Here is a 25721-nt window from a genome sequence, read left to right on the forward strand (position 1 = left end):
CCACAAGCGCAAGCCCGGCTCCATTTTCAGGCTGAAGATTTTGCCGGCCAGGTCGATACAGGACTCAAGACAGGAGAACCTCCCATGCGATTCGTGCTTTTTGTTGCCCTGGCCCTGAGCATCACGGGCTGCACCCGTTGGTCGATGAACCATCATATGAACCTGGCCTACAAGGCCTATGACCGTGGCAACTGCGAGCAGGTGATGCTCGAACTGTCCCAGGTCGACCGCGCCAGCCGGGCCCGCCGCTACATGCAGCCGGAGGTCTCGATGCTGCGTGGCCAGTGCCTGGAGCGGCAGAAACTGTTCATCGATGCGGCACAGACCTACCAGTTCATCATCACTCAATACCCCACCAGCGAATACGCTTTCCGCGCCCGCGCCCGCCTGGAAACCCTGCAGAGCCTGGGGCATTACCCGACCCGCAGCGCCTCCGCAATCCGCCCGACGGCATTCTGACCGTTCGTCAACAGAAATGGCCATGTGAAATACATGGCCATTCTTCGTCTATACCATTGCGCCAGATGAAACTTACGACACCTGGCTGGTCGTCGCTGAATCGTCAGCTATATTTGTACAAGTCGTGATTAGAGCCGGGTCTCTAATTTCGAGGCGTCACCTGTGACCGGCAGAATTATGGCCAAGAGGCTTGGAAGCGTCTGGCACCGGGATCGGGGAGAGCGGGCAGGCTTTGGCCCGTTCCGAAGTATTCGGTAGGCACCCTGTTGGGTGGCTGGGAAAAGCGATACAGGACATGTACAAAAAGCGTCGGATAGAGCGGCAGGACTTGCCGTGCTTCCTGAAAGTGTTCAATGGTGTCAATGACAAGCTCATCGGCTACCTGGGCAATGTTTCCGCAGACGGGCTGATGCTGATCAGCCAGTTGCCGTTGATGGTCGGTGCGGATTTCGACCTGCACCTCAAGATTCCCGCCGATGAAGGGCCGCAGATGAACATCAAGCTGAAGGCCACTTGCCTGTGGTGCCACGAGGACGTGACGCCGCAGCACTTCGACGCCGGCTTCAGCCTGCAGGTGATTCCACCGGAGTACGGACAACTGGTCAGTGCGCTGCAGCAGTACTTCAGTTTTCGCTCGATGCCGGAATCGGCTTGAGAGTCCTCCCATAGGGCCAAGCCTTCTGTGGGAGTGGGCTTGCTCGCGAAGGCGTCGGCACATTCAGCATTGATGCCAGCTGATCCACCGTCATCGCGAGCAAGCTCGCTCCCACAGGGTCTTCATACATTCTTTACTTCTAGAGGTCGTTCGACCTTCAGCGCTGTACCTTCGCTTCGTTATCCAGCAACCGCTCCAGCAACAACACCCCCATCTCGCCCATCTGATGAATCGCCAGCGCCAGGTTGCGCGGGGCACCTTCCAGATCTTCGGACAAATCCAGAATCAACGTGCTCACCGAGCAGAAGGTTTCATAACTGTGCACCAGCAGCCCTTCGGGATCGGCATCGGGCGCGACGATGAAGTAGTCCAGGTGCCTTTCGGGTTTGGCCGGCGTGTCGGGCTTGAGGTAACGGTCCAAGGCCTTTTTGGCGGCTTTGTCGAGTTTTCTGGCGTCGAGGGGGTTGGACAGCGGATTGGTTTTCGGGGGATTGGGTGTGGGTTTGATCATCATCGTTTTTCCATGATTGGGCTGCCACCCGGTTCGCGACTAAACGAGGGGTGGCGGCTGGACGCAGGTTAGTCGACCGGTGGAAAAACGAAACCCGGCGCGCCCGAGGGCGCCCTGCGAACAGCCACCATCAAGTGCGGGGATAGGGTTACCCGGCTTGATGACACTTGTGCACATCGTTCTTCACACCGGGCGACTAAACCCGGACGCTGATTATCAGCGACGCGAATCAAGTTACGGGGCAAGGCCAAGGCGCACAAGCCGGCGGATTCTGGCGGATATGTAGTCCGTTGCGCAAGGCGGTGTAGCCAGTTGGGCATTAGGCCTACACCGCCGATCCCTGCCGCTCGTCAGCACTGTCAGAACTAACAGGTGATCAAGCAAGCTGTTTTGTCATTCACTGAGCCCAAGCGGACTTCCGGTGATACGTCGGCCGCAATGAGCCTCTATGCACGAGTGACGATTAAGGGGTAAGTCATGGAAACTGGCGATGATCCTGAGAAAAATAAGTTCGCCTCCTCACCGGGGGCGGCGAGCGAGATTGCTCATGTCACTGAGGGTGATAGTGATACGCTTGGCCAAGAGCCGGAATCTAATCCAAACTCTTTAACCGGGGAAGTTTTTTTACAAGCTGTCAACGGTTCTCTTTGGGCAAATTTCACGGCTTTATATGCATGGTCTTCGGATGGAAAGTCATTTGAGTTGAGAAGGCCGAAATACAGTGCAAAGAGTAATGGGCGAAGAAGCGGAAATGTTTACATAAGTCTTAAATCGGCCGTAGAAACTGGATATCAGGAGCTTACAGATGATGATGGGATTCAGGATGGGAACTGGCACGAAATAAATCAAACGATTGCGGTGCGAGGGAATTCTGATTTTGTCGAGGTGTACTATAAATATACGTACGATATTTACCTTGAAGATGACCCTTTTCTATATGCAAGTCAAAAATATTATTATCGACCTCTCCCGCCCACCCCAACCATTGACCCCATTCGAAACGTTAATAGCAGGACATTTACTGTCTCGGGGGCAGGAGGGGTGCCTGGCAGTGGTACGGTTATTCTGTACAACGAAGACAACGACGCTACGTTGGGGCCAGCAACAATGCAGTCGAATGGAAAGTGGGCTGCCAGTGTAGAACTGAGCCCGACATCTGGTTCGATTTCCATTTACGCCAAGCAGAAAGTTGGCGATATATATTCCTTAAAGTCTGCTAGCACATCGAGAATATACTTGGTGACCTTGGCAGCGCCTGCTTCTAATTCTTTTCTGGAAACTGGTGTGGGTTTTAGTGGAGCCGCTGCTCCTGGAACGTTGATTAGGGTGGTGAAGGCTAACGACAGTCTCTTTGCTCTGGCGCCTGAGGTAACCGCAACGGGCGGCATTTGGTCAACGACTTTCAATGCCACCCTACCGAGCGGTTCCGTACCTGTGGTGGCACAGTTCAGTCTGGCTGGTTATCCATCAGGTAAAACCGCTGCTGTCACCTACCGAGTCCTGGGAATTCTGGCTATTACTTCCCCCTCCGCTAATAGCCATCAGATGCAAACATTCACCCTTTCAGGTAACCAGGGTCTGGAAGGGGCCTCCGTGCAGGTTTATATCGAATGGTCGTCAACTATGGTCGGAACAGGTACCGTAGGCGCCAATGGTGTCTGGAGTGCGAGCGTTACAACAGCCGCTGGGCCTGTTTCACTGGTGGCGATGCAAACATTGAGTGGGAAGGGGTCTGGGCGAAGCGTCTCCCGGGCTTTCAAAATAAAACCGCCGAAATTGATAGATTCCCAGGTGTCCTACCCCAGTCCCAATACCGTGAGGTTTTCAGGTGTTGGCTACAGCAGCGGTGCAAGGGTAGAGATTTTCAATATAGAGGGTGATCTTCAGATATATACCAATGTGAATACAGACCGCAGTTGGAGAGTGGATTGGAACGATCGGCCTCCTTCCTCACCTCATCAGATGAATGCCCGGCAAGGTGTGTCCGATGGGGCTGGCGGCTGGATTTACTCCGACTTCGAATATGGGCTCAGTATCACTGTGCCGGTCCCGGTCCCGACCCTCACGGTTAGCGTAGGCGCCGACCGCAAACCGGTGTTCTCCGGCACCGGCCATAGCTGGACGGGCCAGCCCGCCGCGCGGGTCGAGGTGCGGCGGGTCGGGGAGTCGACGCCTGCCGCGCCGATTGCCAACGTGGCGATTAACGCCTGGTCCAGCATCGCCGCCGAAGCCTGGAACCCAGGGACCTACTTCGTCGAAGCCAGGCAATTATTCAAGCCGGCCGGGGAGAGCAGTGACCTGCGGTCTGAGCCGACCCCCTCGCGGGAATTCACCATCAGGGCCCCGGTGCCCACCGTGGAGTTTCGCCACGACGGCCTGACGCCGCGTTTTTCCGGCACCTGCCTGGCCGGTGGGCAGGTGCAGCTGTGGTTCGACGGCGACCCGGATTCGCCCTATGACGCAGTGGTGAGCGGTACCACCTGGAGCTTCACCCGAGACGAACCTTTCATGCCCGGCGCGTATACCGCCAGGGTGAAACAGTCCTTCGGCGGCCAGACTTCCGACGAGGTGCCCCAGCCGTTCGATATCGTCGTGTTGAAACCGGTCATCACTTCACCCATCGATGAAGAGGTGGATCACAACCCGGTCATCCGGGGCACCGGTGGCATTCCGGGGGCGACGATGCGGGTGCATGAGTTCGTCTCGGAAGGGCTTCTCGACGAAACCCCAGTCACGGGAAACGAATGGTCGGTTCCCATTCTGGAAGACCTTTCGTTCGGCGATCACCAGGTCTACGCCGTCCAGCAGTACGATCGCTGGCCATCGGAGAAGAGCGAGCCGGTGTCCTTCACGGTGATCCTGTTCCCGCCCACCATCGAGTATCCCCAGCCGGGGGATGCCATGGCCCGCGTCTCGATCATCGACGGCTATGCCCGCAAGGCGTCCGGGGTGGACACGGCGACGGTCGAGTTGTGGCTCGACGGCGCGGATGAACCGCTGGCCACGGTGCGGGCCAGAGGTGTCGATGGCTACTGGTCCTATGAAACCCATTTGCCGGTGGGCACTTACACGCTGCGGGCCAAACAGTTTTTTCAGGGCAAACCCTCCGGTTTCGGTCCTGAACATGAATTCACCGCCGTGCCGGCCATCCCGCTCATCGAGTCGCCGGCGCTGCAACAGCACCTCGGCGCGACAGCGACGATTTCCGGCCATGGCTATGTCGGCGATTGGGTGGAAGTGGCCTGGAGCGACGCGCCCGACACGCTGTTGGGCAGGGCGCAGGTGCAGGCGAACCGCACCTGGTCGATTCCCCTCGCTATCACGCGTGCGGCCGGCACTCATTCATTGATGGTGCAGCAGGAGTGCGAAGGCTATCGCTCCGGCTGGAGCGCGGCGCATGAGGTATTGCTGTTATCCCCGGCACCGACGTTCACCTCGCCCGAGGCCGGTCACTGGTTTGCCGGACAGGTGTTTTTCGAAGGCACCGGCGCGGCCGGCAAGGACGTCGATGTGTCGTACTGGTTCGATGCTCGGCAGTTGATCGCCCAGGATCGCCCGGTGGCCGACGGTGCCTGGACGGGCTCGCCCGAAGCACCGTTGGCCCCCGGCTCGCACTGGGCGAAGGCGCGGCAGAGTGGAACGCACTGGGGCGATAGCCCGCGTTTTGAAGTGGCTCAGGTAGAGGAAAACCCTGCGGCTCGCGCCGTCCTCAATCATTAAAGCGGAGCTCTGCGATGAAAGATTCTCCGGCTCGAATCGCCAGCCGTTTTTGCGAACAACTCTTGGCTGAGCGACAGTCCGAACAACTGTCCGATCTCGAGCAGTATTTTGCAGCGGGCGGCTCGGTGTGTGCGCTGGCGCGCAAAGGGGCGGTCGGGCTGGTGAACGAGTACGGGCTTGAACGCGAAGATGCCCAGGCTCTTGCGTTTCGCCTCAATGGCCTGGCGACATGGATACTGCGCGGTTTCATCGAAGCTCAACTGACCCGTCACGAACCGCTTCCCCCGTTCGTGCGCCAGGGCTTGCTGGCATTGGTGGAAGGGCCCACTTACGAAAAGCTGTTCGCCCCCAATTTCGGTAACAAATGCCCGCCGGATGCGATCGAAGCGATTCACTCGCCCGTGGCCTATGCGGTATGGCTCAAGCACTGGTCGCAACGGCGTCTCATCCCCTCCGAACCCAGTGAAGCCTATGCGCTCACCACGCGACGCAAGGACCTGGACTTGTTACGCATCGATCCGGTGGCGACGCATCGGGTGCTATCGTCGGTGGAGGTGGTCAGCGCCGTGCTGGAAAAGTCCATCGAGGATTCCCTCGGCGGCGTCGGCAACCTGGACGAGATGCTGAGCCGACGTCGTTACCCCAACGGGCTGCCTTATCACCATCCATGGACCACGCTGGACGAACTGACCCGGGACCTGGGGCTTTCCGTAGGCACTGTGGTGCGCTGGTGCGATCCGGCGTTTCCTTATTTCCTGCGTGCGCTGCCCTGGGGAGACACCAGCAGTCATGCGCTCATCCAAGCGGCCCGGCTGAGTCCGGCCTTACGACAGCTCATGCTGGAGGCGTCGCCTTTCCCGGGGGGCGATCAGGAACGCTATTTCAAGGAAAATTTCGCGGCGCGCACGGATATTGAATCGCAAAACCTGAACCAGACGTTCTTTTTCAACCAGCGGACCCAGCTGACTCAATCCGGACTGGAAGCGTTGCTCTCCGTCGAATCGTTTGCCCCCACCCTGTCCGAGCATGCGCTGATGCTCGATGCCCGGATCACGCCCGGGCATTCGGGCTCGGTGTTCATCAATAATGGCCTGACGGAACCTTCGATGGGTATCAGGTACGGCGGACGGCCTATTACCAACAACATTACCGAGCTTATCGATGGCGGTATTTTCAGAACCGACCGAATCGACCGTCTCAATCGCAAGATCCGTCTGGACAACGCCCTTGAGTTGCCCAGCCATGAAACCGATGCGCTGCTGAGCGCGATCATCGGCGCCGAATCGAATTCCGCTGCAGTGGCGAACGCCTCGTCGCAGGCGCAACCGCCCGATTACTGGATGACGAGCAGTACCGTCCGGGCATTGGGGTTGTTCCGGATGCTCCAGGAGGACTATCGGTGTTCGGCGCAGGAATTTGCGGTATTCGTGGGGGATATCTCGGTTTTCGGTCGTGGCAGCGAGCTGTCGCAATTCGACCGTGTCTTCAACCGGGACACGCTGTCGACACCCGCGTTGTTGATGGACGACGGTACGTTCGAGTTGATACCGGAAACGGAAGCCGATGCGTTGACGGTCGCGCAGATCTGCGGCGGGCTGAACATCGACCTGGCAACCTATTTCAACCTGGCCCCATTGATCGCCGATGCACTGGGCCTTACCGCGCTGCAACGCAGCCTGCCGGTACTGTCCAGTTTCTACCGCGTGGCCAGGTTAGCGCAGCTACTGGGAATCGCGCCGAATGTGGCGGTGGAGATTCTCAGGCGGTTGAGTGGAGAGTCCGGGCTCGTTGCGTTGCTCGGTCGGCCGGTCATCGGCGCGGACGGCCAGGCAGCGGATGTCTTGGCGTCGATCCAGCGCCTGGAGGGGTGGGTTCGCTGGTGCGCCGACAATAACCTGGACGTGGCCTGGACCGTGGAGCGCGTCCAACCCGTGGCTGCTCCCACCGAGCCTTCGCCGGCACAGAACCGGCTTTTCGATCTGCTTCGCTCGCAGCTCGCGCCTGCGTTGTTCACCGAGGCCGCGTTGCGCATGGCCGGTGTCCCGCCTTTGTCCAACGACCGGCAATGGACTCAGCAGTTGCTCGAACTGGCCGACACGCACGGGCTGGTGATCCATCGCAGCGAGTCCGCCGACCTGCCTTACGAGGACTATGCCCGGGCGATGGTCGAGCGCATCGTGCGCCAAGTGCTCGGCCGGGACGATCCACAGACCGTCGAGCAGATCGTCGGCGTGTTGCTGAGCAGCCGTGCCGGCCAGCGCAGCGTGGTCCAGGAGAGCCTCGGGGTGTATGGCGAACTGTCCGCGTCCCTGGCATTGCCGGTGCTGGCCTGGGCGGGAAGTACGGTATATGAGGTGCTTTCCTACGTATCGGGACGTCCGGCCGCGGGCGTGTCGTCGCGCAACCATCGGCGCGATGACGAACCTGGCGACCCTTTCCTGGGCATGCTGGTGGGGTTTACGCACCGCAGCGACGTCGTGAAAACCCTCAAGCTGAGCGAGGCGTTCCTGGCGCTTTACCTCCGCGTCGGTGACGGTGTCGAGCCCGCACCCGCCACGGCCCCCTTCACCCCACGCGCGCTGTATTACCTGACGGTCTACAACCGTGCCGTAACGCTCAGCCAGAAACCCGAATCACCACTGCTCGATTACCTGGAACTGGTCAACGGGCTGCCCAACGACCTGTCCGGAGACGGGCTGAGACTGGTGCAGGCCCATGCCGCTGAGCTGCTGGCCGAACTCTTCGACTGGAGCGCCGAGGAAGTGCGCGCCTGCGCCGACCGGGTCAATCCCGGCCAGGGCTACATCCGTAGCCTGGGGCACCTGGATCTGTTCACGCGCCTGCGTGGGTTTTCGCTCCAGAGCACGCTGGATGCATCGACCACGCTGAAACTGGGCATGTTGCCGCCCGATGCGTCCTTCAGTGCCTACCAGGCCGTGGCCGATCAGGTCACGGCCCAATTGGCGGACCCCCACAGGACTTCACCCTTGTACGGTCTTCATGCCGGCGGTGATCGGGTGGAGGTCCAAAGCACGGTAGATCGCAGCGAAATGATCGCCAACAGCAATCAAACGGCGGAACTGACCCTCACGGTTACCCTCGCAGGGGAGCCGCAGAAAAACGTCAACGTGTACTGGACGTCCAAGTCGTGCCGTATCGATCCGCCAAAGTCCGTCACCAACCAATATGGCAAGGTCACGGCCACCGTGCATGCCGGTACGACGATGGGGCGTGACCTGATCAGCTATCGGCTCGATGCCCGCGAGCCACAGCCGGCGGTGACGATCACCCTGGGGAACGATCCTTCTACGTTCGAGTTTGCCCGCGTGGAGGGCGATTTCGTTGTCACCAAGGAAAAAGCCGGCACCGACGTTACCTTGCGGGCGCACTTGCACGACCGCTACGGCAACCCGGTTGCCCATGAGCCGGTGAGTTGGGAGCTCAAACCGCTTTACAACATCCCTGTCCTGGGTACCACCAACGCCGAGGGCATGGCCGACGTGACGTTCACCAGCACGGCACCGCTTAAAGTTGACGAACCGATAATCAGGAGGGATGACCTGAGCCTGCTGTTTATGCCCATCGAATTCATCTCATGAAGCACGCTTCTCCAGCACCACGGTACTCGTCGCCTTGACGAGTGCCCCCCACTCACAGGAGAGGGCAATGGCCACGCAAGACATCACCCGGGCGACCGCCCTGCGCCGAGACGCGTTGATCGAATGTGCCTTGGGCATCAAGCAGATCGAAGACAAGGATGACAACAAGGGATACCCGACGATCCAAACGGCGGACGACCTGCTGGAGTGGCTGCGCACCGATCCCCTGGATAACCATCAGGTCAAGACGACCTGGGTCGCCGAGGCGGTCAGTTGTTTGCAGCAGTACATCCATGCCGTCTATCAGAAGCTCGAACCGGGCTATACCCAACGGGAATTCGACAGCAAGGACCTGAAGGATTGGGACATCGCCAGCCAATACCCACTGTGGGCCGCCAGCCAATTGCTCAAATGCATGCCCGAGGACTACATCACTCCATATGCGCGCATTCGTAAGACCAGCCTGTTCAGGGCGCTGGAAAGCAATCTCAACCAGACCCGGCTGACGACCGATTCGGTGCAGTCGGGCGTCCAGCAATATCTGCGCGCCTTTGAAGAGGTGTGCAACCTGGATGTGCTCAACGGCTATGTCGACGGCGCCGATGCCCGCCGTGCCGACTATTACCTGGTGGGCCGGGAGCGAATCGCGCCCTATCGCTATTTCTGGCGCAAGGCCGACGTCCAGCTGGATGTCGACAGCCGGGCGATCAACCCGGCGGCCTGGAGCGAATGGCAACCGGTCGACATTCCCAGCGATGTGCAGGTGCTCGACAGCCGGCTGGTCTTTTGGGGAGGGCGCTTGTGCCTGGTCTGGGCCGAATGGCGCCAGGCGTTGTTCGATGGCGACGGCGGCTTGCAAAAGCCCTATGAGCTTGAGCTGAAGGTGGCGTTCATCACGCTGGACGGCAAGTGGTCGCCGCCGATACGGCTGAACCTGTCGGAGTTCGATAAGGACGTCAGCCCGAACTGCCGGCTGGTGGCGGTGATGCTGCGCGACGATGTGGACCCGTTGTATCCCAAAGGGCGACTGGCGGTGCATTTGACCAATGCGGTGACCCCACCGGTGTTCTTGGGGTCACGATCCGGTCCGGTGGACATCTATGAAACGCGCGACGCGCTGTTTCGCAAAGTGGGCGACGAAAAGCCGATCATGGATCACTTGGCCATGGTTCGCTTCTCCAATCCATCGACGCTTCAGCAGCGAGTCGGGACTGCGCAATTTTCCAGAATGACAGAAACGGTATCGGTGGGCGCGAATCCGCTGGTAGAAAAATTCACGCTCAAAACAGTGGTGACAACGAGCGCAGGCAAACAACAACTGCGTTTCCAACCGCACTGTGCCCTTCTGGTGCCCGGGAGGGAAGGCGAATCGAAGGCTTTCACGATATCGGTGCAATTTCCCTCGGGCGGTGACCCGCCGTCCGCTACCGAATCGCATTCCGACAATGGCGGCTGGTCATTCGCTTGGAATAAATATGAGCGCGATAGCTTTGCCGGTTTGACCGCCACATTCATCCTGGAGGGGCCGGGTAACTTTGGCAGCAAGACCTTCGTGCTGGAGCTCAAGGGCCTGCCTGTCGAACCTCGCCTGCCCTCCCTGCACAAGAGCAATGCGCGCGGAGCCCAATTCCTGCACCTCAACGACCCGGCCCTGACGCTCAAGTACGCGCGCCTGAATACCCTGATCGGTGCGGAACTGGTGACGCGCGCCAACGTGTCGACCGATGCCGTGCTCGATTGGGATACCCAGTTTCCCGACGAGCCCGCGCTGCCCGACGGGGCAGCCGAGCCCAACGGGCCGTTCGACGGGGCCAACGGGCTGTTTTTCTGGGAACTGTTTTTTCATCTGCCCCACTTGGTGGCAACGCGGCTCAAGGACGAAGAGCGTTTTGTCGAAGCCCAGCAATGGCTGCATTTCATTTTCGATCCCCAGGCGCCCGCAGATGCCGCTCGAGCGAATCCGAAACCGCGCTATTGGCGTTGCCGACCGTTGAATGTGCCCAGCGCCGAGGGTGACGTGGGCTGCGAAGCCGACAACCCCACCGATCCCGACGCGATTGCTTACTCGACGCCGCGGCATTACCAGATGCTGATTTTCCTCGACTACGTCGCCAACCTGGTGGCGTGGGGGGACTGGCTGTATCGGCAATTGACCCGTGACAGCCTGGCGGCGGCCAAGCTGCAATACCTGCGGGCCAAGAACCTGATGGGCGCTGCCCCGGACGTTCAGACTCTCAGCCAGTGGACGCCCGCCACATTGGCGGAGCTGGTCGAGGAGCTGGAGGACAGTGCCGAGCTCAAGGCATTCGAGCAGGCGTTGCTGCTGGATTCGGGTTCGTTGCCGGTCAGGACCCGTTTTTTCGAAGACCCCGGCGTCATCGGGGCCGGTCGTTTCCGGCTGCCGGTGAGCCAGCGAGTGATGCAGCTTTATGAATTACCGGCCCAGCGCATGTACAACCTGCGCAACAACCTGACCATCGACGGCAAACCCCTCTCCATCGAACTGTTCAGCACGATCAACCCTTCGGATCTGCTCAACAATCTGGCGGCCGGCGGTGGCGGGCCCGTACGTCCCATGGGCGGTCCCTTGCGGGTCGCGGCGTTTCGCTGGCGCCCGCTGTTCGATACCGCCATCCGGGCCACCCAGTACTTGCAGGATTGCGGCAATCAGGTGATGCGCCTGCTGGAACAGCAGGATCGGGGCGAACAGGATCTTCTGCAGCAGCGCCATCTGACCGAGCTGAGTACTTTCGTCAGGACGGTGCAGGAAGAAAATCTCGCTCAACTGCGGGACACTCTGGCGGCCTTGCACAGCAGCCGCACGTTGACCGAGGAACGGCAAACACATTACGCGAGGCTGTATGTCGAGCACATTTCCAATAGCGAATACAAGGTCATGGGGGCGCTCGACACCGCTAAATGGCTGACGTCGCTGAGCACATCGATGCAAGTGGCCGGCGCTGTCATCGACGCCTTCCCCACAATATTCGGTCTGGCCAACGGCGGGCACCAGCCGGGTAGCCTGCCCAGGGCCGTCAGCTATGGGTTCCAGGTCGCGGCCGAGGTGGTGCGCACCGATGCCGAGAAGGATGCCACCTCCGAAAGCTATCGGCGGCGGCGTCAGGACTGGGGGCTGGCACGGGATCAGGCCACGGCGGAGCTGGCGATGATCAATGAGCAGATCAAGGCCCAGGAGCACGCGGTCTACGCCGCCGAGGCCAGCCTGGAGCAGATTCTCAAGATGAATGCACAGACCCAGGCGCTCTATGATTTCCTGCTCACCCGCGCCACCCGCGTCGAGCTGTACCGCTGGTACCTGGGGCAGTGCAAGACCCTGCATTACCAGGCCTACGACCAGGTCGTCAGCCTGTGCCTGAGCGCCCAGAGCGCATTGCAGCTGGAAACCGCCGAGTTCGGTCTTTCTCACATACGCACCGATGCGTGGCTCGACAATTATTACGGCCTGACCGCCGGAGACGCGTTGCGGCTCGATCTGCTGCGCATGGAAGCCGATTACCTGCTGCGGTACGAGCGACGACTGGAGATCGTCAAGACCGTATCCCTGCGTCAGTTGTTCGATGACGGCATCGATCCAGAGCCGGACTACGCAAGCTGGGATGAAGCGCGAAACTATTTGACAAAAAACGGCGTCCTGAATTTTCGACTTTCCCAATTGCTGTTCGACCGTGACTACCACGACCACTACTGCCGGCAGATCAGCGCCGTGGATGTCACCTTGCCGACGTTGCTTGGCCCTTTTGAAAACGTCTGCGCAACATTGACGCAGATCGGCAGTGCCACCGCGATCAAGCCCTCCCTCGAGTCGCTGGACTACCTGTACGGGGCCAGTTCCCTGCCACCGGCCGATGTGCTGCTCAATATCAGCAGCGGTGAACAGATGGCCATTTCCATCGGCCTGGACGATTTTGGCGTGGCGGCGCTGAAACCCGATGAGGGCTTGCGAAATACCTTCGAGAACACTGGCGCGGTGTCCCGTTGGACCCTGTCCTTCCCCTGGTTCGATAGCGAGCAGCACCGCCAGAAGAAGCAACTGGAGGCCCTGAACGACGTCATCGTGAAGGTGCGCTACACGGCCAAGGTGGGAGGCCCGGCGTTTTCCCGGTATGTCCAGGACAAAGTGAGAGCAGCCAACCTCACAGCGCTCCAGGGGTCGCAACGATGAACAGAGAACCTGTCAACACCCGGACCAATATCCTCCTCAACGGGCATTTCGACCTGGGCTTTGCCCACTGGGAAAGCGCCGGTGCGCCAGGATACAACTACGCCCGCAAGGAAGGCACATGGGAAGGGCTGCCCATCTTCTACATGTCTCTTTACAAAGGTACGGGGATTACCCAGACAGTGCCTGCGCCGGCACCGCAATCAGCCGGGGCGCGCTACCGTTTGAGTTTCCTCTACGACAACCGCCATGCAGATCCGGGGGTTTTCATCCTGCGCCGGCGTGGCACCGAAGACCAGCTGGAAATACCGCTGCCTGCAACGGGGAACAGGGGGGACGCCCCTGAAACCCTGGCATTGAGCCTGACACCCATCACGGCGTCGATCGAGTTCGATGTCGAGGGCGAGGATCTTTTCGAGTTCGTCATCCTCAGCCCGGCTCAAGCCTCGACGACCGTGGACCTCATCGTCGCCCGGATCGATTTGCACCTTGAGCTTGAGCCGCTGGTGCTGGCGCGCATCGTCAATGATGGCCAGGTGTTCACCCCGACCGGGCAGCCCTTGCTCTATCTGTGTCACGGTGCCACCGGCAGCAAGCGCCACCAGGTCACCTTCCAGCCGGCGCCGGACAGCCCCTGGGCCGGCACCGAAGCCTTGCTGTGGAGCCAGGACAACCCCCTGGAGGCGGTGGTGATCTCGCCCGAATGGGGGGAGAACCAAACGATCGAAACGGCCTGGCAGGTGGATTGCCCTGAACCGGTCTCGGATGACACTCAACGGTTCAACCTGTCCATCTACAGCAAGTACCACGCCGATATCTACCTGATTGCCGTTTCGCTCGGGCATCATCGGCTGGTGGTCGAGACTATCCTGGACCCGGCCTATCAACCGGTGATCGAATACGCTCAATCGGTCAAGCTGGGCGTTCGGGTGAAGTCCTATTACCTGGACCTGCCGATGCGCGGTTATGAAGTCACCTGGCTGCTGGGCAATGACATGATTTCAGTCGGCCCGACCGATGACGGTGGCGAGGCGTGGCTTGATTTCACCCCTGCCCGCGACGGCGCGCTCGCCGTGAAAGCCCGGGTCGAGAGCCCCTTTTATGCACAGGGCAACACGGCACACACCTTCAACGTCCAGGCCCATGCCACGGACCCGCTGAAGACTGTGCAAGTCAAGTTCCCGAATATGGACGCCGCGCCCTGGGGGGAGAAAACCGGCTACCCCGACCGCGGTGCGTCGTATCGCTTGGAAGTCTCCTTTGCCGCCGCCAGCCCGCTGCTCAACCGTCATGTCTGGTTGGCCTGGGAGGGCAAGCCCCCCGAGGACTTGGGCGTGACGGTTCAGCCGGCCTTGATGCAGCCGGTTCCGGTCACCAGCACCCCTCTGGCCTGGCGCCTTGATTGTCAGGACCTGACCGATGGCCAGTTCAACTTGCGGTTGGGCAGCGCCGACCTGTTGAGGCCGACCGTGGTCAATCCCATGTCACTGGCCCGTCACAGCCTGAAGATTGGCGAGGTGCGCGGGCCCAACCGGGCTCCGGTGGTGGACGAGGGGGATTATGCCTGGTGCATGTTGCGGGTGGTGACCCAGGCAGGTGACCAGCCGGTTGCCGGGGTTGCGGTGGAGTGGGACGCCTCCGGGGGACTCCAGCGCACCTTCACCGGCGTCGACGGCTGGGCCAGCGTGATCGATCGGCCCGCGGTGCATAGGGCCTACACCCTGGCAGCGCGAGTCAACCCCCGGGAAGGCGCGCCGGCGCTCAAGCACGACTTCGAGATCCAGACCTTGGCCACCAGCGCCTGGAAGACGGCCAGTTTCACTCTGGATGAGACTGCGGTCGACCGGGTGGGGGCAGGGGCGGTGTGCCGCATGGGGCAGACGTATGCGTTTCGCCTCGCGGTGGAGTCCGGCAGCCCGCTGATCGGCAAGGAGATTTCCCTGCGCTGGCGCGATCCGGCCGCCGTCCGTTCAATCGTCATCGCCAATATGGAAGCTCCGGTCACCGTCACCGCCAGCGGCGTGCAATGGAGCGTCGATGCGTTGGTGGTCGACACCAGCGGCGTGTTCGACCTGCAAGTGATCTCGAACGGGATGGAGGCACGCGACCTGGCGTTTCGCTCGCTTCCCCGGGACCTGTCCACCGAGGTCGGGCTGGTCTTCGATCAAGTGCCGAAGACCTGGACGGACGACGTCGACTTGTACCCGTGCATCGGCGCCACGCACGAACTGACCGTCCAGCCGACGAATAACCTGGGCGGCCTGCATGGCCTGCTGCTAGAGACCGCCATGGCACCGGACCTGCCGCCGGAGTGGGTCATCGTCCCGTCCTTGGCGCAACCGGCTCCCATGACCGCCGGTGGCATTCGTTATCGTTGTGACCTGACAGCCACGACTGAAACAGCGGAGCGTCGATGCAGTGCCACTGTTCTGGGTATCGACGGTTTTACCCAACCAGCCGCTTTCGGATTCAAGCTGGCCCACAATAAGGTAGTGGTCGGTACCCCGTACGACGTGGCGACCGACCCGGTGCTGAGCAAGGGCGAAAGCGCACGGTTGGCCGTACGGTACCTGTCGGCATTCACGGGCAGGCCGGCAAACGATGTCAGCGTCGAGTGGGGCGACGGGCAAGTGTCGTTGAGCGCCGCAGACGGTATCGCCCAGCGCAGTTACCAGCCGACCAGCGCGGGAAGCCAGGAGGTCCTGGCTTGCGTCAGCAACCCCTATGATGCGACCCAGGTCGAGCATGCGTTTTACGTTTACGCGTATCAGGAAGACCCCTGGCTCGACCTGCGCGTCAGTGTCGGGTCCGGCGCAGAACAGCGGTGGGGCGAAGGTACTTTTTTCCCCCGACGCGAAGGGCGGTTGGACTTGACGCTCACCGCCCGGTCGGACAGTCCTTTACTCAACCAGGCGCTGACGCTGGGACTCGAAGGCGCCTATGAATTGGACACGGGCTTGTCTTTCGGACCGGTAGGGCTGGGCGTGTCGCGTCCCCTGGGCACTGCCGGCCTGCCGCTCAGTATGTTGGCCGCTGACCGGACCGATGCGGCGTTTTACCTGCAACTGTCCGCCTCGAGACTGTTGGCCCGCTCACCACTGAATGCGTTTTCCCTGGGCAGCCACCTGCCTGTGGATGTCATGGCCGCAACGAACCAGGAGCCGACGGTGGTCGACTGGGGCGAGACGTTGTTTTTTGAGATCACCTTGACCAATTCATTGTCCGGACAACCTGCCCGAAATGTTCAGGTGTCCTGGAGCGGTACTGACCAGGCCATGGAGGACGTCGTGACATTCACCGATTTCTATGGTGTCGCGCGTTTCAGTTTCACGGCGACGGCGTCCGGGCCGGGCACCGTGACTGCCCGTGCCGTCGGTGGCATCGAGGTCGTTGAGTTTACCTATTTCGTACATGAAGCCTGTGTGATACAGGAGCTGACCGGTTCGGGCCTGGAGAACGCGCCGGGCGAAGAAATCAGCGCCGAGGCCACGGTGGTCAGTGCCGCCAGCGGCGAGCCGGTAGAGGGGGTACGGGTGCACTGGTTCTACAAGGGCGTTGTGCTCGAGCCGGTCGTCACCGATGCGGCTGGCAAGGCGCGGATCACATTCGAATTACCGCCGAGGATAGGGCGTTATGTCCTGAGTGCATCCGTCAGGGGCGTGCTGGGGTGGGAGGCAGCCCGGTTGGAGTCCAGGGTCACGGGGACACAGGATTCCTGGGTGCGGGAATTCACGCTTCGGCTGAACGAGCGGCCGATCGACATGGACGATCTGGTCAACTGGAAAATGATCCTCAAGGATACGCTGCCCAGTACGCTGGAATTGAAGGTCAGGAAAGACAGTAACCTGATTCACGAAACCAGTGTTTCGTTGTATGGCTTCCCTCCGGAAGCCCTCGGGCTGCGGTTTGACCCGCAGTTGCGTGTCCTGCGGCCCGTCACCACGGTGCCCTTGTCCTGGTCGATCATTCCACGGGAAGGCGCTTTCGGCGAATTCGAGCTGGAGTTTCGAAGCCCTGACCTGCCGCCTCGCTGGCTACCGTTCAAGGTGGAGCATTGATCCTATAGATTCCCGGCTTTTTTCCACCCCAGGTACAACGTCACCAGCTCGGCCCCCAGCTCCCCGGGCCGGGCTTGCAACACCACCACGCCATGGGCGTTCAGGCGCTCGTGCAGTTCGTTGCGTGCATTCAAATACTCGACGGCCCCGCAATAGGCCAGGGCCTCGGGCAAGAACTGCACCGGAGTTTCCCGCAGGCGGTCCAGCGCTTCTTCCCGCAGGCTGGCCACCAGTACCCGATGCTGTTGGCCGAGCCGCTTGACGGCGGCCAGCAGGTCCTCGTCGTCTTCATCTCGCAGGTTGGTCACCAGCACCACCAGGGCCCGGCGTTTCTGCCGGACCAGCAGTTCGTTGGCGGCGGCCTGGTAGTCGGCGGGGCGCGAGGTGCTGTCGAGGTCGTACACGGTATTGAGCAGTACATTGAGCTGGCCGGCGCCCTTGACCGGGGCGAGGTAGCGCGGCTGTTCGCTGGCGAATGCGCTCAGGCCCACGGCGTCGCCCTGGCGCAGCGCGGTGTAGCTGAGCAGCAGGCAGGCGTTGAGGGCGTGATCGAAATGCGACAGCTCGCCGTCCTGGCTGCGCATGCGCCGGCCGCAATCGAGCATGAAGATGATCTGCTGGTCGCGCTCGTCTTCGTATTCCCGGGCTATCGGCGTGCGGTGGCGGGCGGTGGCCTTCCAGTCGATCTGACGCAGGCTGTCGCCTTCGCGAAACTCACGCAACTGATGGAATTCCTGCCCCTGGCCCCGTCGCTGGCGCTGACGCACGCCAAGCTGGCTGAGCCAGTTGTCCACCGCCAGCAACTGGCCGTCGTAGAGCCTGGCGAAGTCGGGATAGACCCGGATCTCGTCGGCCGCGGCCAGCAGGCGCTTGTCGGACCACAGGCCCAAGGGGCTTGGCAGGTTGACCTCGCAGTATTGGAAGATGAAGTGGCCGCGCTTGAGCGGGCGCAGGCGATAGCCGGCCTGGCTGGGTTGGCCCGGTTGAAGCGCCACTGTCAGCGGAAGGTGTTCGAAGGCCAGGCCGTCGGGGACATGATCGAAGACCAGGATGTCCAGCGGCTGGGGGAAATCGTGGGTGATGCCCAGGTGGACTTCGCTCCAGCGACCCAGCGCCAGACTCCCGGGCATCTGCCGTTGCACCCGGGGCGAGGGCAAGCCCTTGAGGCGCACCGCATCGAGAGTCGCCAGGGCCAGCAAGGCCAGCAGCAAGCCCCAGTTGATCGACTGCGCCGACGGCGGCAACGCAATCCCCAGGGCTCGCAGCGCACCCAGCACGATACCAAGGGCCAGCAGTACCGCGAGCCAGATCAAGAGCAGGCGCGAGGGTTTCATCGATGCATTCCCCTTGGAAGAGATGCAGAGCGAGCTTTTCTGGCGAGGGGATTTATCCCCGCCGGGCCGCGCAGCGGCCCCCCGGATATGACTGAAACACCGCAAGGGGTCGCTGCGCGGCCCACGGGGATAAATCCCCTCGCCACGCAAGGTATCCTCGGCATATTGGTACTGCTCACAACCGTGGTGCCGGCACTTGGTCGAGCAGTTGTCCCAGTACCTGGTCCACCGACAGCCCCTCGATATCCAGCTCCGGCGCCAGTCGTACCCGGTGGCGCAGCACGGCCAGGGCGCAGCCCTTGATGTCGTCCGGCACCACGAACTCACCGCCGCGCAACAAGGCCCGCGCCCGGGCGCAGCGCACCAGGGCGATGGAGGCACGGGGGCCGGCCCCCAGGGTCAGGCCCGGCCAGCTGCGGGTGGTACGGGCCAGGCGTACGGCGTAGTCGAGCACCTGGTCGTCCATCGGCAGGTCGCTGGCGATGCGTTGCAGCGCTTGCACGTCCTTGGCCTGCAGCACGGTGCGCAAGGGCTGGACATCGAGCATGTCGGCCCGCGTGGAGCGGCTGACCTGACGCACCATGTTCAATTCCTGGTCGGCGTCCGGGTAGTCCATGCGCACCTTGAGCATGAAGCGGTCGAGCTCGGCTTCCGGCAGCGGGTAGGTGCCTTCCTGTTCGATGGGGTTCTGGGTGGCGAGCACCATGAACGGCTGGGCGATGGGCAAGGCGCGGCCTTCGAGGGTGACCTGGCGTTCCTGCATGGCTTCGAGCAGCGCGGCCTGGGTCTTGGCCGGAGCGCGGTTGATCTCGTCGGCCAGCAGCAGGTTGGTGAATACCGGCCCCTTGCGCAGCTTGAACTGCTCGGTCTGCAGGTCGTACACCGCATGCCCGGTGACATCGCTGGGCATCAGGTCGGGCGTGAACTGGATGCGGGCGAACTCGCCGTTGAAGCAACGGGCCATGGCGCGCACCAGCAACGTCTTGCCCAGCCCGGGAACGCCCTCGAGCAGCACGTGGCCGCCGGCGATCAATGCCGTCAGCACGTCATCGATCACCGCGGCCTGGCCGACCACCGCCTTGTGCAGCTCGGTACGGATGGCCTGGGCCAGCTGACTGGCGCGCTGGCGCTGTTGGGCGGCGTGGGCCTGGCCGTCGGCAGGTTCGTTCTGTTCAGTCATAAGGCATTCCTGAGGGTTTGCAGATGGGCGACCTGGCGGCAGAACTCAGCGCTGGACAGGCGCTGTTTCGGCCGGGGGCTGAGGGCCTGGCTGATGGCCTTGGTGGGTTGGCGGGTCAAGCGGGAAAGCACTTGCCATTGCTCGGCCACGGCCAGTTGTTCGAAGCCTGGGTGACGATGGCGGGCCCGGCGCAGTACGTCCTGCTGCAAGCCGCGCAGCAAGTGCTGCCGGCCATTATGGCGCAGATGGAACACGGCGCTGGCCTGCACATGCTCCTCCAGCTGGCGCCGTGCCTTGGGGGCCGGCGGCTGCAGCGGGCCATGACGCACGGCCGAGTGCCACAGCCAGAGGGCGATCAAGGCCGCCAGTGCGACGAGTGCCTGGGGAAAGTAGCGCAGCAGCAGGGTCAGCAGGCTGTCGTGGTCGATGTTGTACAGCAGCGTGACGTCCGAGTCGGCGCTCAGGTACCAGAGCAGCCAGGCGTTGTCGTACTGATCGATCTGGTCGTTCTTCCACAGCTCGGCGTCGGTGATAACGGTGATGGAACCCTGGCCGTGGTTCAGCTGCATCATGTGGGTGGCCTGGGCGCTGTTGGCCCAGGACTGGGCCAGGTTGTGCGGGTCTTCGAGGTGGAAGTCGGTGTCGAAGCCGACATAGGCCGGTGCTTCCTCGTCTTCCAGGTACAACTTGGTCAATTCGGGGTAGCGGTCCTTGATGAGCTCCGGCGCCGGCTCCTTGAGGTCCTCGCTCAAGAACTGGCGCAGGCGCACGCGGTCCAGCAGCAGGTCGCCGCTGCTGCCGGTGCTGTCGTCCCACAGCGCCTCGGCGACGAAGAGCAGGCGCCCGCCGGCCCGGGTCCAGTTCATCAACTGGTCGACTTCCCGCGGTGTCATGTCGCTTCGCTCTCCCAGCAACAGCAGGCTGCGTTGGCGTGGCTCCAGAGTCGGCAGCATGTTCAGGTCATTGGCGTGTTCGACCTTGATGCCTTGCTGGCGCAGGAAATGCTCGGCGGCCAGGTAAGGGTTGGCCTGGGCCTCGGGCGAAGGGCCGTGGTCGAGGGTTTCCTGGTAAGGCACCGCCTTGGAGCCCAGGTAGGCGACCATTGCCCCCAGCAGGACGATCGCCAGGACGGCGAGCAGCAACCCCGCGCGCCGGCTCATCGCGCCCTTCCCGGACCGAACAGCCCGCGCCAGCCGTCGCACAGTTCCTGTTGCAGGTCGGGCGATGGCGGGCGGTGCCCATAGGCGACGTTCTGCCAGTGCAGGGTCAGGAGCCTGCTGAACGCCAGCAGGTGTTCCTGCTGCAGCTGTTCGACGCGATGCAGCACCTGGCCCTCGGTATCGGCCGCTTTCAGGGCAACGCCGAACTCGTGATGCAAGCGACTGAGCAAGGCCCGGTACAGCAGGCCCAGGGCCTCACGGGGGGCTGTGCTCCAGAGCTGCTCGGCGCTGGCCGCCACATCTTCGGGCAGGCTTTCTTCACGGATATCCAGGCCGAACATTTGAACCGGTGCCGGTCGTTCTGGTGGCGGGCGTTTCGTCGCCCGGCGACTGGGCAGGGCCTGGAAGCGATCACGGTAGTGCCAGACCAGCCAGACGATCGCCCCGGCCAGGCAAGCCCAGAGCAGGACCTGGATCAGCGCGGCGGCGGTCTCGAAGCGCTGGCCGCCGAGCCACTGGAACAACGCCTTGAGCCAACCCGAGGGTTCGCCGTCCTCGTCGGGTTCTTCGGTTTCCTCGCCAAAGCGATAACGGGTCACGGTCTCGGTGTTCTTGAATGGCGGGGCCTGGAGGATCGCTTCGATGCTGTCCCTGGATGCCTCGCTGGTGAGGGGCTGATTGAGCAGCCGGGGGCTGTCAGGCGCGGTGTTGTCTTCGGCGGCCCAGGTCTTGGGCCCCAGGGGCAACAGCACCAGGGCCAGCAGCATGAGGACGGGCGCTACGCCGCTCAGGCGTTGGCGCAGGCGCCGGAACACCAGCTCGATGTCCCAGGCCTCCAGGATCGTGCGTCGATTCAGGTAGAGGCTGAAACCGCAGGCGACATATACCGGCTCCCAGAGGATCAGCAACAGGGGATACAGGAAGTTGATCAGGTGTTCGAACCACAACCAGTCGTTCTCGGCGACGGCGATCAAGGCCTGCCAGTCCCATTCCAGCTCAACCTGCTGCGGCACGAACAGGTAGAACAGGGCCATCAGGCCGAACCACAGGACCGTCTCCAGGTGCACGCCGATCACGGTCAGCCACTGCGCTGCGCCGCCGTTGCGTTGCAGCAGAACCCGCAAGCGCTGTTCCCGTGCTTGCCCGCAAAGGCCTTCGAGCTGCACCACCGGCATCAGGAAGCTGCGGCTCAGGCTCAGCCGGCGCCAGGTCAGGCTGGCGAGCAGTTGGGGCTTGAGCAGGGCGGGCCACTGGCGCAAGGCCTGCTTCAAGGTGGGTGTTTCGCCAAACAATGCCTTGGACAGGATATACAGCGGCAAGCGGTCGAAGGCCGGCTTCAACCACCAGAACACCACTATCACCAGGGACGGCGAATCCCACAGCAACAGCGACAACAGCGCATAGACCGGAAGCGTGACGATGGCCCAGCTGGTCATCAGCAGGCGGCGATGCCGCTGGCTCATCAGGATGCCCAGGTCCATGGCTTCCCAGGTGGTGCGCGGGCGGATGGCTACGCTGGCGTCACTCAGCCGCATGGCGTACCCGTCCGGCCAACAGCAGGTAGCTCAACACTAGCAGCCACAACAGGGCGCCGACCGTGTACTTGGTGGCGGGCGTCACGGCGCTGGAGGACCAGTAGGCTTCGATGAAGGCGGCGATGAGCAGCAACAGTATCACCCCGGCGATCATCGACACGCTTTTGCGAGCGGCGAGCCGCAAGGCTTCGCCCCGGGTGAGGCGTCCCGGCGCAATCAACGCCCAGCCCAGCTGCAAGCCGGCGGCACCGGCCAGGGTGATGGCGGTGAGTTCGAAGGCGCCGTGACCGATCACGAACGACCAGAATGTCCCGCCTGAGCCGATCTGGGTCAGGTGCCCGGCCACCGCCCCGATGGTCAGGCCGTTGAAGAACAGGAAGAACGCGCTGCCCAGGCCGAACATCATGCCGCTGGCGAAGGTCTGAAAGGCGATGCCGATGTTGTGCATGATGTAGTAGCCGAACATGACCCAGTCCTCGCTGGCCGCCCGTTCCACCGAGCGCCCCAGGTGACCGGCGGCGGGGTCGTACATGCTGCGTATCTGGCTGACTTCCTCGGCGCCCAGCACGCTGTAGACCAGCTCCGGGAACAGATAGACCAGCAGCCCGATGCCGGCCAGGCTGCCGAGGAACATCACGCAGGCAGCCAGCACGAACCGCCATTGCTCACGAACCAGTCGAGGGAAACCCACCAGGATGAATGCCGTAAGGCCCGAAGGCCTGCCGCGGTCCCGGTAGAGTTGCTGGTGACCACGCAGTGCCAGTTGTTGCAGCGTGTCGACCAGCAGGCTGCTGTAGCCTCGCGCCTGGGCCAGTGCCAGGTGTTGGCAGAGCCGGCGGTAGGCGTGGGGAAACTCGTTGCTCTGGGGCACGTTGCGGCTGCGCTCCAGTTGATCGAGCAGCCGGGACAGCTGCTCCCATTCCTGCTGGTGACGGTTTTCGAACAGGCTTTGCTTCATGTCGGCCCCAACAGGCCGCGGGCGATGCCATTGAGTTCGGCCACGGCGCGGGGAGGTTGCACGTTCAGCGGTGCGGCAAGGATGGTTGCCAGTTCGTTGACCCTGGCCTGGGAAAGTTCGGCCTGGCGTTCGGCGAAACCGAGCACGGCGCGCTGTTCGTTGAGGCTCAGGGCAAACGGAGGTCGCAAGGGGGGCGCCTGGGGCAGGGCGGGGCGCTTGACCGGCTGTTCGCGATACACCACCAGGGTGCCGGCCGCCAGGTCCCCCAGGCGCTTGAAGGCCGGATGCTGCAGGCAACAGACTGCGCCGAAGGCATAGCCAAAGGGCAGCATGTCGACGAAGCGCAACAGATTGCGGATCAGCGAGGCCGACCAGCCGACGGGCCGGCCGTCGTCCTGCACCACGCGCAACCCCATCATCTGCTTGCCGGGGGAGCGCCCCTGCCTCAGCACCTCGAACAGCACCATGTACCACCAGCTGACCACGAACAGCAGGATAGAACCCAGGCCGATCCCCAGTTCGCCGAAGAACGCCAGGATGAAGAAGAGGACACCCAGGACCAGGCCCCGTATGCCCAGGTCGATGGCGAAGGCCAGTGCGCGGGGCATCAACCCCGCCGGCCGCAGTGGCAGGTCGATGCCTTCTGGCGTTTCGACCTGATACCGCGTGTCCAGTGGCGGGGGCAGCGGCGCGTTCCTTTGCAGTGCTGGTCTCTCGAGCATGGGCAACCTGAATGATAGGCCGGTTCGAACATTCGATCTGGCCACAGATGCTAACAGTGTTCGTGCGCGCAAACGATACGAGGCGATACCAGACTTTGTGTCATTCAATAGCTCGCAACAGGATTGAATCCAGACAACACTGGCCGCAGCCGGGGTCCAGCGCCTAGACTTCGCCAGTCTTCAACTCAGGAACAGGCCGTGACTTCCATCTTCTGGTACGACTACGAAACCACCGGCATCGACCCCAGGAGCGATCGCCCCTTGCAGATGGCGGGTATCCGTACCGATTTCGAACTCAATGAAATCGACGAACCGGTGAACCTGTATTGCCGGCCCAGTGATGACATCCTGCCGCATCCCGCTGCGTGTGCGATCACCGGCATCACGCCGGCGCGCCTGGTCGAGCAAGGGCTGAGCGAAGCCGATTTCATGACCCGTGTCCACGCGCAACTGGCCGCGCCGGGTACCTGTGGCGCCGGCTATAACACGCTGCGTTTCGATGACGAGATGACTCGCTACAGCCTGTATCGGAATTTCTTCGACCCCTACGCCCGCGAGTGGCAGGGCGGTAACAGTCGCTGGGATCTCATCGACCTGGTACGCGCCGCCTATGCGTTGCGCCCGCAAGGCATCGTCTGGCCGCAGGAGGATGGTCGCGTCAGCCTCAAGCTCGAGCGCCTCACCGCCGCCAATGGCATCGACCATGGCCAGGCCCATGACGCGTTGTCGGATGTGCGTGCGACCATTGCCCTGGCTCGCCTGATCCGGCAGAAGCAGCCGCGGCTCTACGATTGGCTGTTCCAGCTGCGAGGCAAACAGAAGGTCCTGGATCAGGTCCGTCTGTTACAACCATTGGTACATGTTTCCGGGCGTTTTTCCGCTGCGCGAAACTATATCGGCGTCGTCCTGCCGCTGGCCTGGCATCCGAAAAACCGCAATGCCTTGATCGTCTGCGACCTGCACCTGGACCCCCAGGGGTTGCTGGAGCATGACGCGCAAATCCTGCGCCAGCGCTTGTATACCCGTCGCGAAGAGTTGCTTGAAGGTGAGTTACCGGTGCCTCTCAAACTTATCCATATCAACAAGTGCCCGGTGGTCGCGCCACTTTCGGTGCTGCGTGCCGAAGACCTGGAGCGACTGCAACTGGATATGGATGGCCTGCAGCAACGGGCGCTGCGGCTAAGTGACGCACAGCAGGTCTGGCAGGAGAAACTTCAGGCTATTTACGGTGGTGAGGACTTCGCCGCCAGTGAAGATCCCGAACAACAGTTGTACGCAGGTTTTCTCGGTGATCGTGATCGTCGCTTATGCGAACAAGTCCGTTTGGCGGACCCGGTGCAACTGGCACGGGAACGCTGGCTGTTCGATGATGAGCGTCTGCCGGAATTACTGTTTCGATATCGTGCACGCAACTTCCCGGATACGTTGAGTGCTGAAGAACAGGAGCGCTGGAGACTGTTCTGTCAGCAGCGCCTGTCATCCCCACAATGGGGCGCACCGAATACCCTGGAAACTTTTGATGAGGCGATGCAAGAGTGGATGGCCCTGGCTACACCCATGCAGCGAGAGGTCCTTGTGCAATGGCAGGGTTACAGCCAGCAATTGCGCCAGCGTTTAAGCCTGTGAACGTCGATAAGTGAAAAGTTGACC

The 25721-nt window shown here is 62.0% G+C and carries 14 protein-coding genes; 7 read left to right on the plus strand and 7 right to left on the minus strand.

From position 1 onward, the window contains the following. The first annotated feature begins 84 nt into the window (after positions 1-84). A complete protein-coding gene (locus BW992_RS12955) occupies positions 85-459 on the plus strand; it encodes a tetratricopeptide repeat protein (RefSeq protein WP_072395230.1) in 375 nt (124 codons plus the stop codon). A 295-nt stretch (positions 460-754) separates the two neighbouring features. After that, entirely contained in the window at positions 755-1114 is a 360-nt protein-coding gene (locus BW992_RS12960; RefSeq protein WP_076406356.1) for a PilZ domain-containing protein, read from the plus strand. Between the two features lie 157 nt (positions 1115-1271). Here the strand turns inward: BW992_RS12960 and BW992_RS12965 are convergent, their stop codons facing one another. Next, complete coding sequence (locus BW992_RS12965) at positions 1272-1628, minus strand: DUF6124 family protein (protein ID WP_371304265.1); 357 nt, start codon at positions 1626-1628, stop codon at positions 1272-1274. 1977 nt (positions 1629-3605) lie between these two features. Between BW992_RS12965 and BW992_RS12970 the strand changes: the two genes are divergently transcribed. The 4 genes from BW992_RS12970 to BW992_RS12985 all read left to right on the plus strand — a co-directional run bounded on the left by BW992_RS12970 (position 3606) and on the right by BW992_RS12985 (position 17182). Further along, a complete protein-coding gene (locus BW992_RS12970) occupies positions 3606-5345 on the plus strand; it encodes a hypothetical protein (RefSeq protein WP_148049160.1) in 1740 nt (579 codons plus the stop codon). 14 nt (positions 5346-5359) lie between these two features. Further along, positions 5360-8944, plus strand: a complete 3585-nt coding sequence (locus tag BW992_RS12975) for a Tc toxin subunit A (RefSeq protein WP_076406361.1) — start codon at positions 5360-5362, stop codon at positions 8942-8944. A gap of 67 nt (positions 8945-9011) precedes the next feature. After that, positions 9012-13127 carry a neuraminidase-like domain-containing protein gene (locus tag BW992_RS12980; RefSeq protein WP_076406363.1) on the plus strand — a complete coding sequence of 1372 codons (4116 nt, stop codon included), beginning with the start codon at positions 9012-9014 and terminating at the stop codon, positions 13125-13127. Continuing rightward, on the plus strand, positions 13124-17182 hold the full coding sequence (locus tag BW992_RS12985; RefSeq protein ID WP_076406366.1) for a hypothetical protein: 4059 nt from the start codon (positions 13124-13126) through the stop codon (positions 17180-17182). The genes BW992_RS12980 and BW992_RS12985 overlap by 4 nt, the downstream gene beginning before the upstream one ends. Before the next feature lie 2 nt (positions 17183-17184). Here the strand turns inward: BW992_RS12985 and BW992_RS12990 are convergent, their stop codons facing one another. The 6 genes from BW992_RS12990 to BW992_RS13015 all read right to left on the minus strand — a co-directional run bounded on the left by BW992_RS12990 (position 17185) and on the right by BW992_RS13015 (position 24071). Further along, complete coding sequence (locus BW992_RS12990) at positions 17185-18516, minus strand: DUF58 domain-containing protein (RefSeq protein WP_076406368.1); 1332 nt, start codon at positions 18514-18516, stop codon at positions 17185-17187. Positions 18517-18691: 175 nt separating this feature from the next. Beyond that, a complete protein-coding gene (locus tag BW992_RS12995; protein WP_076406370.1) occupies positions 18692-19696 on the minus strand; it encodes an AAA family ATPase in 1005 nt (334 codons plus the stop codon). After that, entirely contained in the window at positions 19693-20856 is a 1164-nt protein-coding gene (locus BW992_RS13000; protein ID WP_072395215.1) for a DUF4350 domain-containing protein, read from the minus strand. The genes BW992_RS12995 and BW992_RS13000 overlap by 4 nt, the downstream gene beginning before the upstream one ends. Further along, positions 20853-22391: a DUF4129 domain-containing protein gene (locus BW992_RS13005; RefSeq protein WP_072458747.1), complete on the minus strand. Its 1539-nt coding sequence runs from the start codon at positions 22389-22391 to the stop codon at positions 20853-20855. Before BW992_RS13005 ends, BW992_RS13000 begins: the two co-directional genes overlap by 4 nt. Further along, positions 22378-23349, minus strand: a complete 972-nt coding sequence (locus tag BW992_RS13010; RefSeq protein WP_072395471.1) for a stage II sporulation protein M — start codon at positions 23347-23349, stop codon at positions 22378-22380. The genes BW992_RS13005 and BW992_RS13010 overlap by 14 nt, the downstream gene beginning before the upstream one ends. After that, a complete protein-coding gene (locus BW992_RS13015; RefSeq protein ID WP_072395211.1) occupies positions 23346-24071 on the minus strand; it encodes an RDD family protein in 726 nt (241 codons plus the stop codon). Before BW992_RS13015 ends, BW992_RS13010 begins: the two co-directional genes overlap by 4 nt. 198 nt (positions 24072-24269) lie before the next feature. Here BW992_RS13015 and sbcB point away from each other — a divergent pair, with 198 nt between their 5' ends. Further along, a complete protein-coding gene (gene sbcB, locus BW992_RS13020) occupies positions 24270-25697 on the plus strand; it encodes an exodeoxyribonuclease I (RefSeq protein ID WP_072431887.1) in 1428 nt (475 codons plus the stop codon). Positions 25698-25721: the final 24 nt, after the last annotated feature.

The sequence above is a fragment of the Pseudomonas sp. 7SR1 genome, from assembly GCF_900156465.1.
Classification (GTDB): domain Bacteria; phylum Pseudomonadota; class Gammaproteobacteria; order Pseudomonadales; family Pseudomonadaceae; genus Aquipseudomonas.

Coding starts and splice junctions, on each gene's coding strand:
- BW992_RS12955 (WP_072395230.1), top strand. CDS start 85: ATGCGATTCGTGCTTTTTGTTGCCCTGGCCCTGAGCATCACGGGCTGC.
- BW992_RS12960 (WP_076406356.1), top strand. CDS start 755: ATGTACAAAAAGCGTCGGATAGAGCGGCAGGACTTGCCGTGCTTCCTG.
- BW992_RS12965 (WP_371304265.1), bottom strand. CDS start 1,628: ATGATGATCAAACCCACACCCAATCCCCCGAAAACCAATCCGCTGTCC.
- BW992_RS12975 (WP_076406361.1), top strand. CDS start 5,360: ATGAAAGATTCTCCGGCTCGAATCGCCAGCCGTTTTTGCGAACAACTC.
- BW992_RS12980 (WP_076406363.1), top strand. CDS start 9,012: ATGGCCACGCAAGACATCACCCGGGCGACCGCCCTGCGCCGAGACGCG.
- BW992_RS12985 (WP_076406366.1), top strand. CDS start 13,124: ATGAACAGAGAACCTGTCAACACCCGGACCAATATCCTCCTCAACGGG.
- BW992_RS12990 (WP_076406368.1), bottom strand. CDS start 18,516: ATGAAACCCTCGCGCCTGCTCTTGATCTGGCTCGCGGTACTGCTGGCC.
- BW992_RS12995 (WP_076406370.1), bottom strand. CDS start 19,696: ATGACTGAACAGAACGAACCTGCCGACGGCCAGGCCCACGCCGCCCAA.
- BW992_RS13000 (WP_072395215.1), bottom strand. CDS start 20,856: ATGAGCCGGCGCGCGGGGTTGCTGCTCGCCGTCCTGGCGATCGTCCTG.
- BW992_RS13005 (WP_072458747.1), bottom strand. CDS start 22,391: ATGCGGCTGAGTGACGCCAGCGTAGCCATCCGCCCGCGCACCACCTGG.
- BW992_RS13010 (WP_072395471.1), bottom strand. CDS start 23,349: ATGAAGCAAAGCCTGTTCGAAAACCGTCACCAGCAGGAATGGGAGCAG.
- BW992_RS13015 (WP_072395211.1), bottom strand. CDS start 24,071: ATGCTCGAGAGACCAGCACTGCAAAGGAACGCGCCGCTGCCCCCGCCA.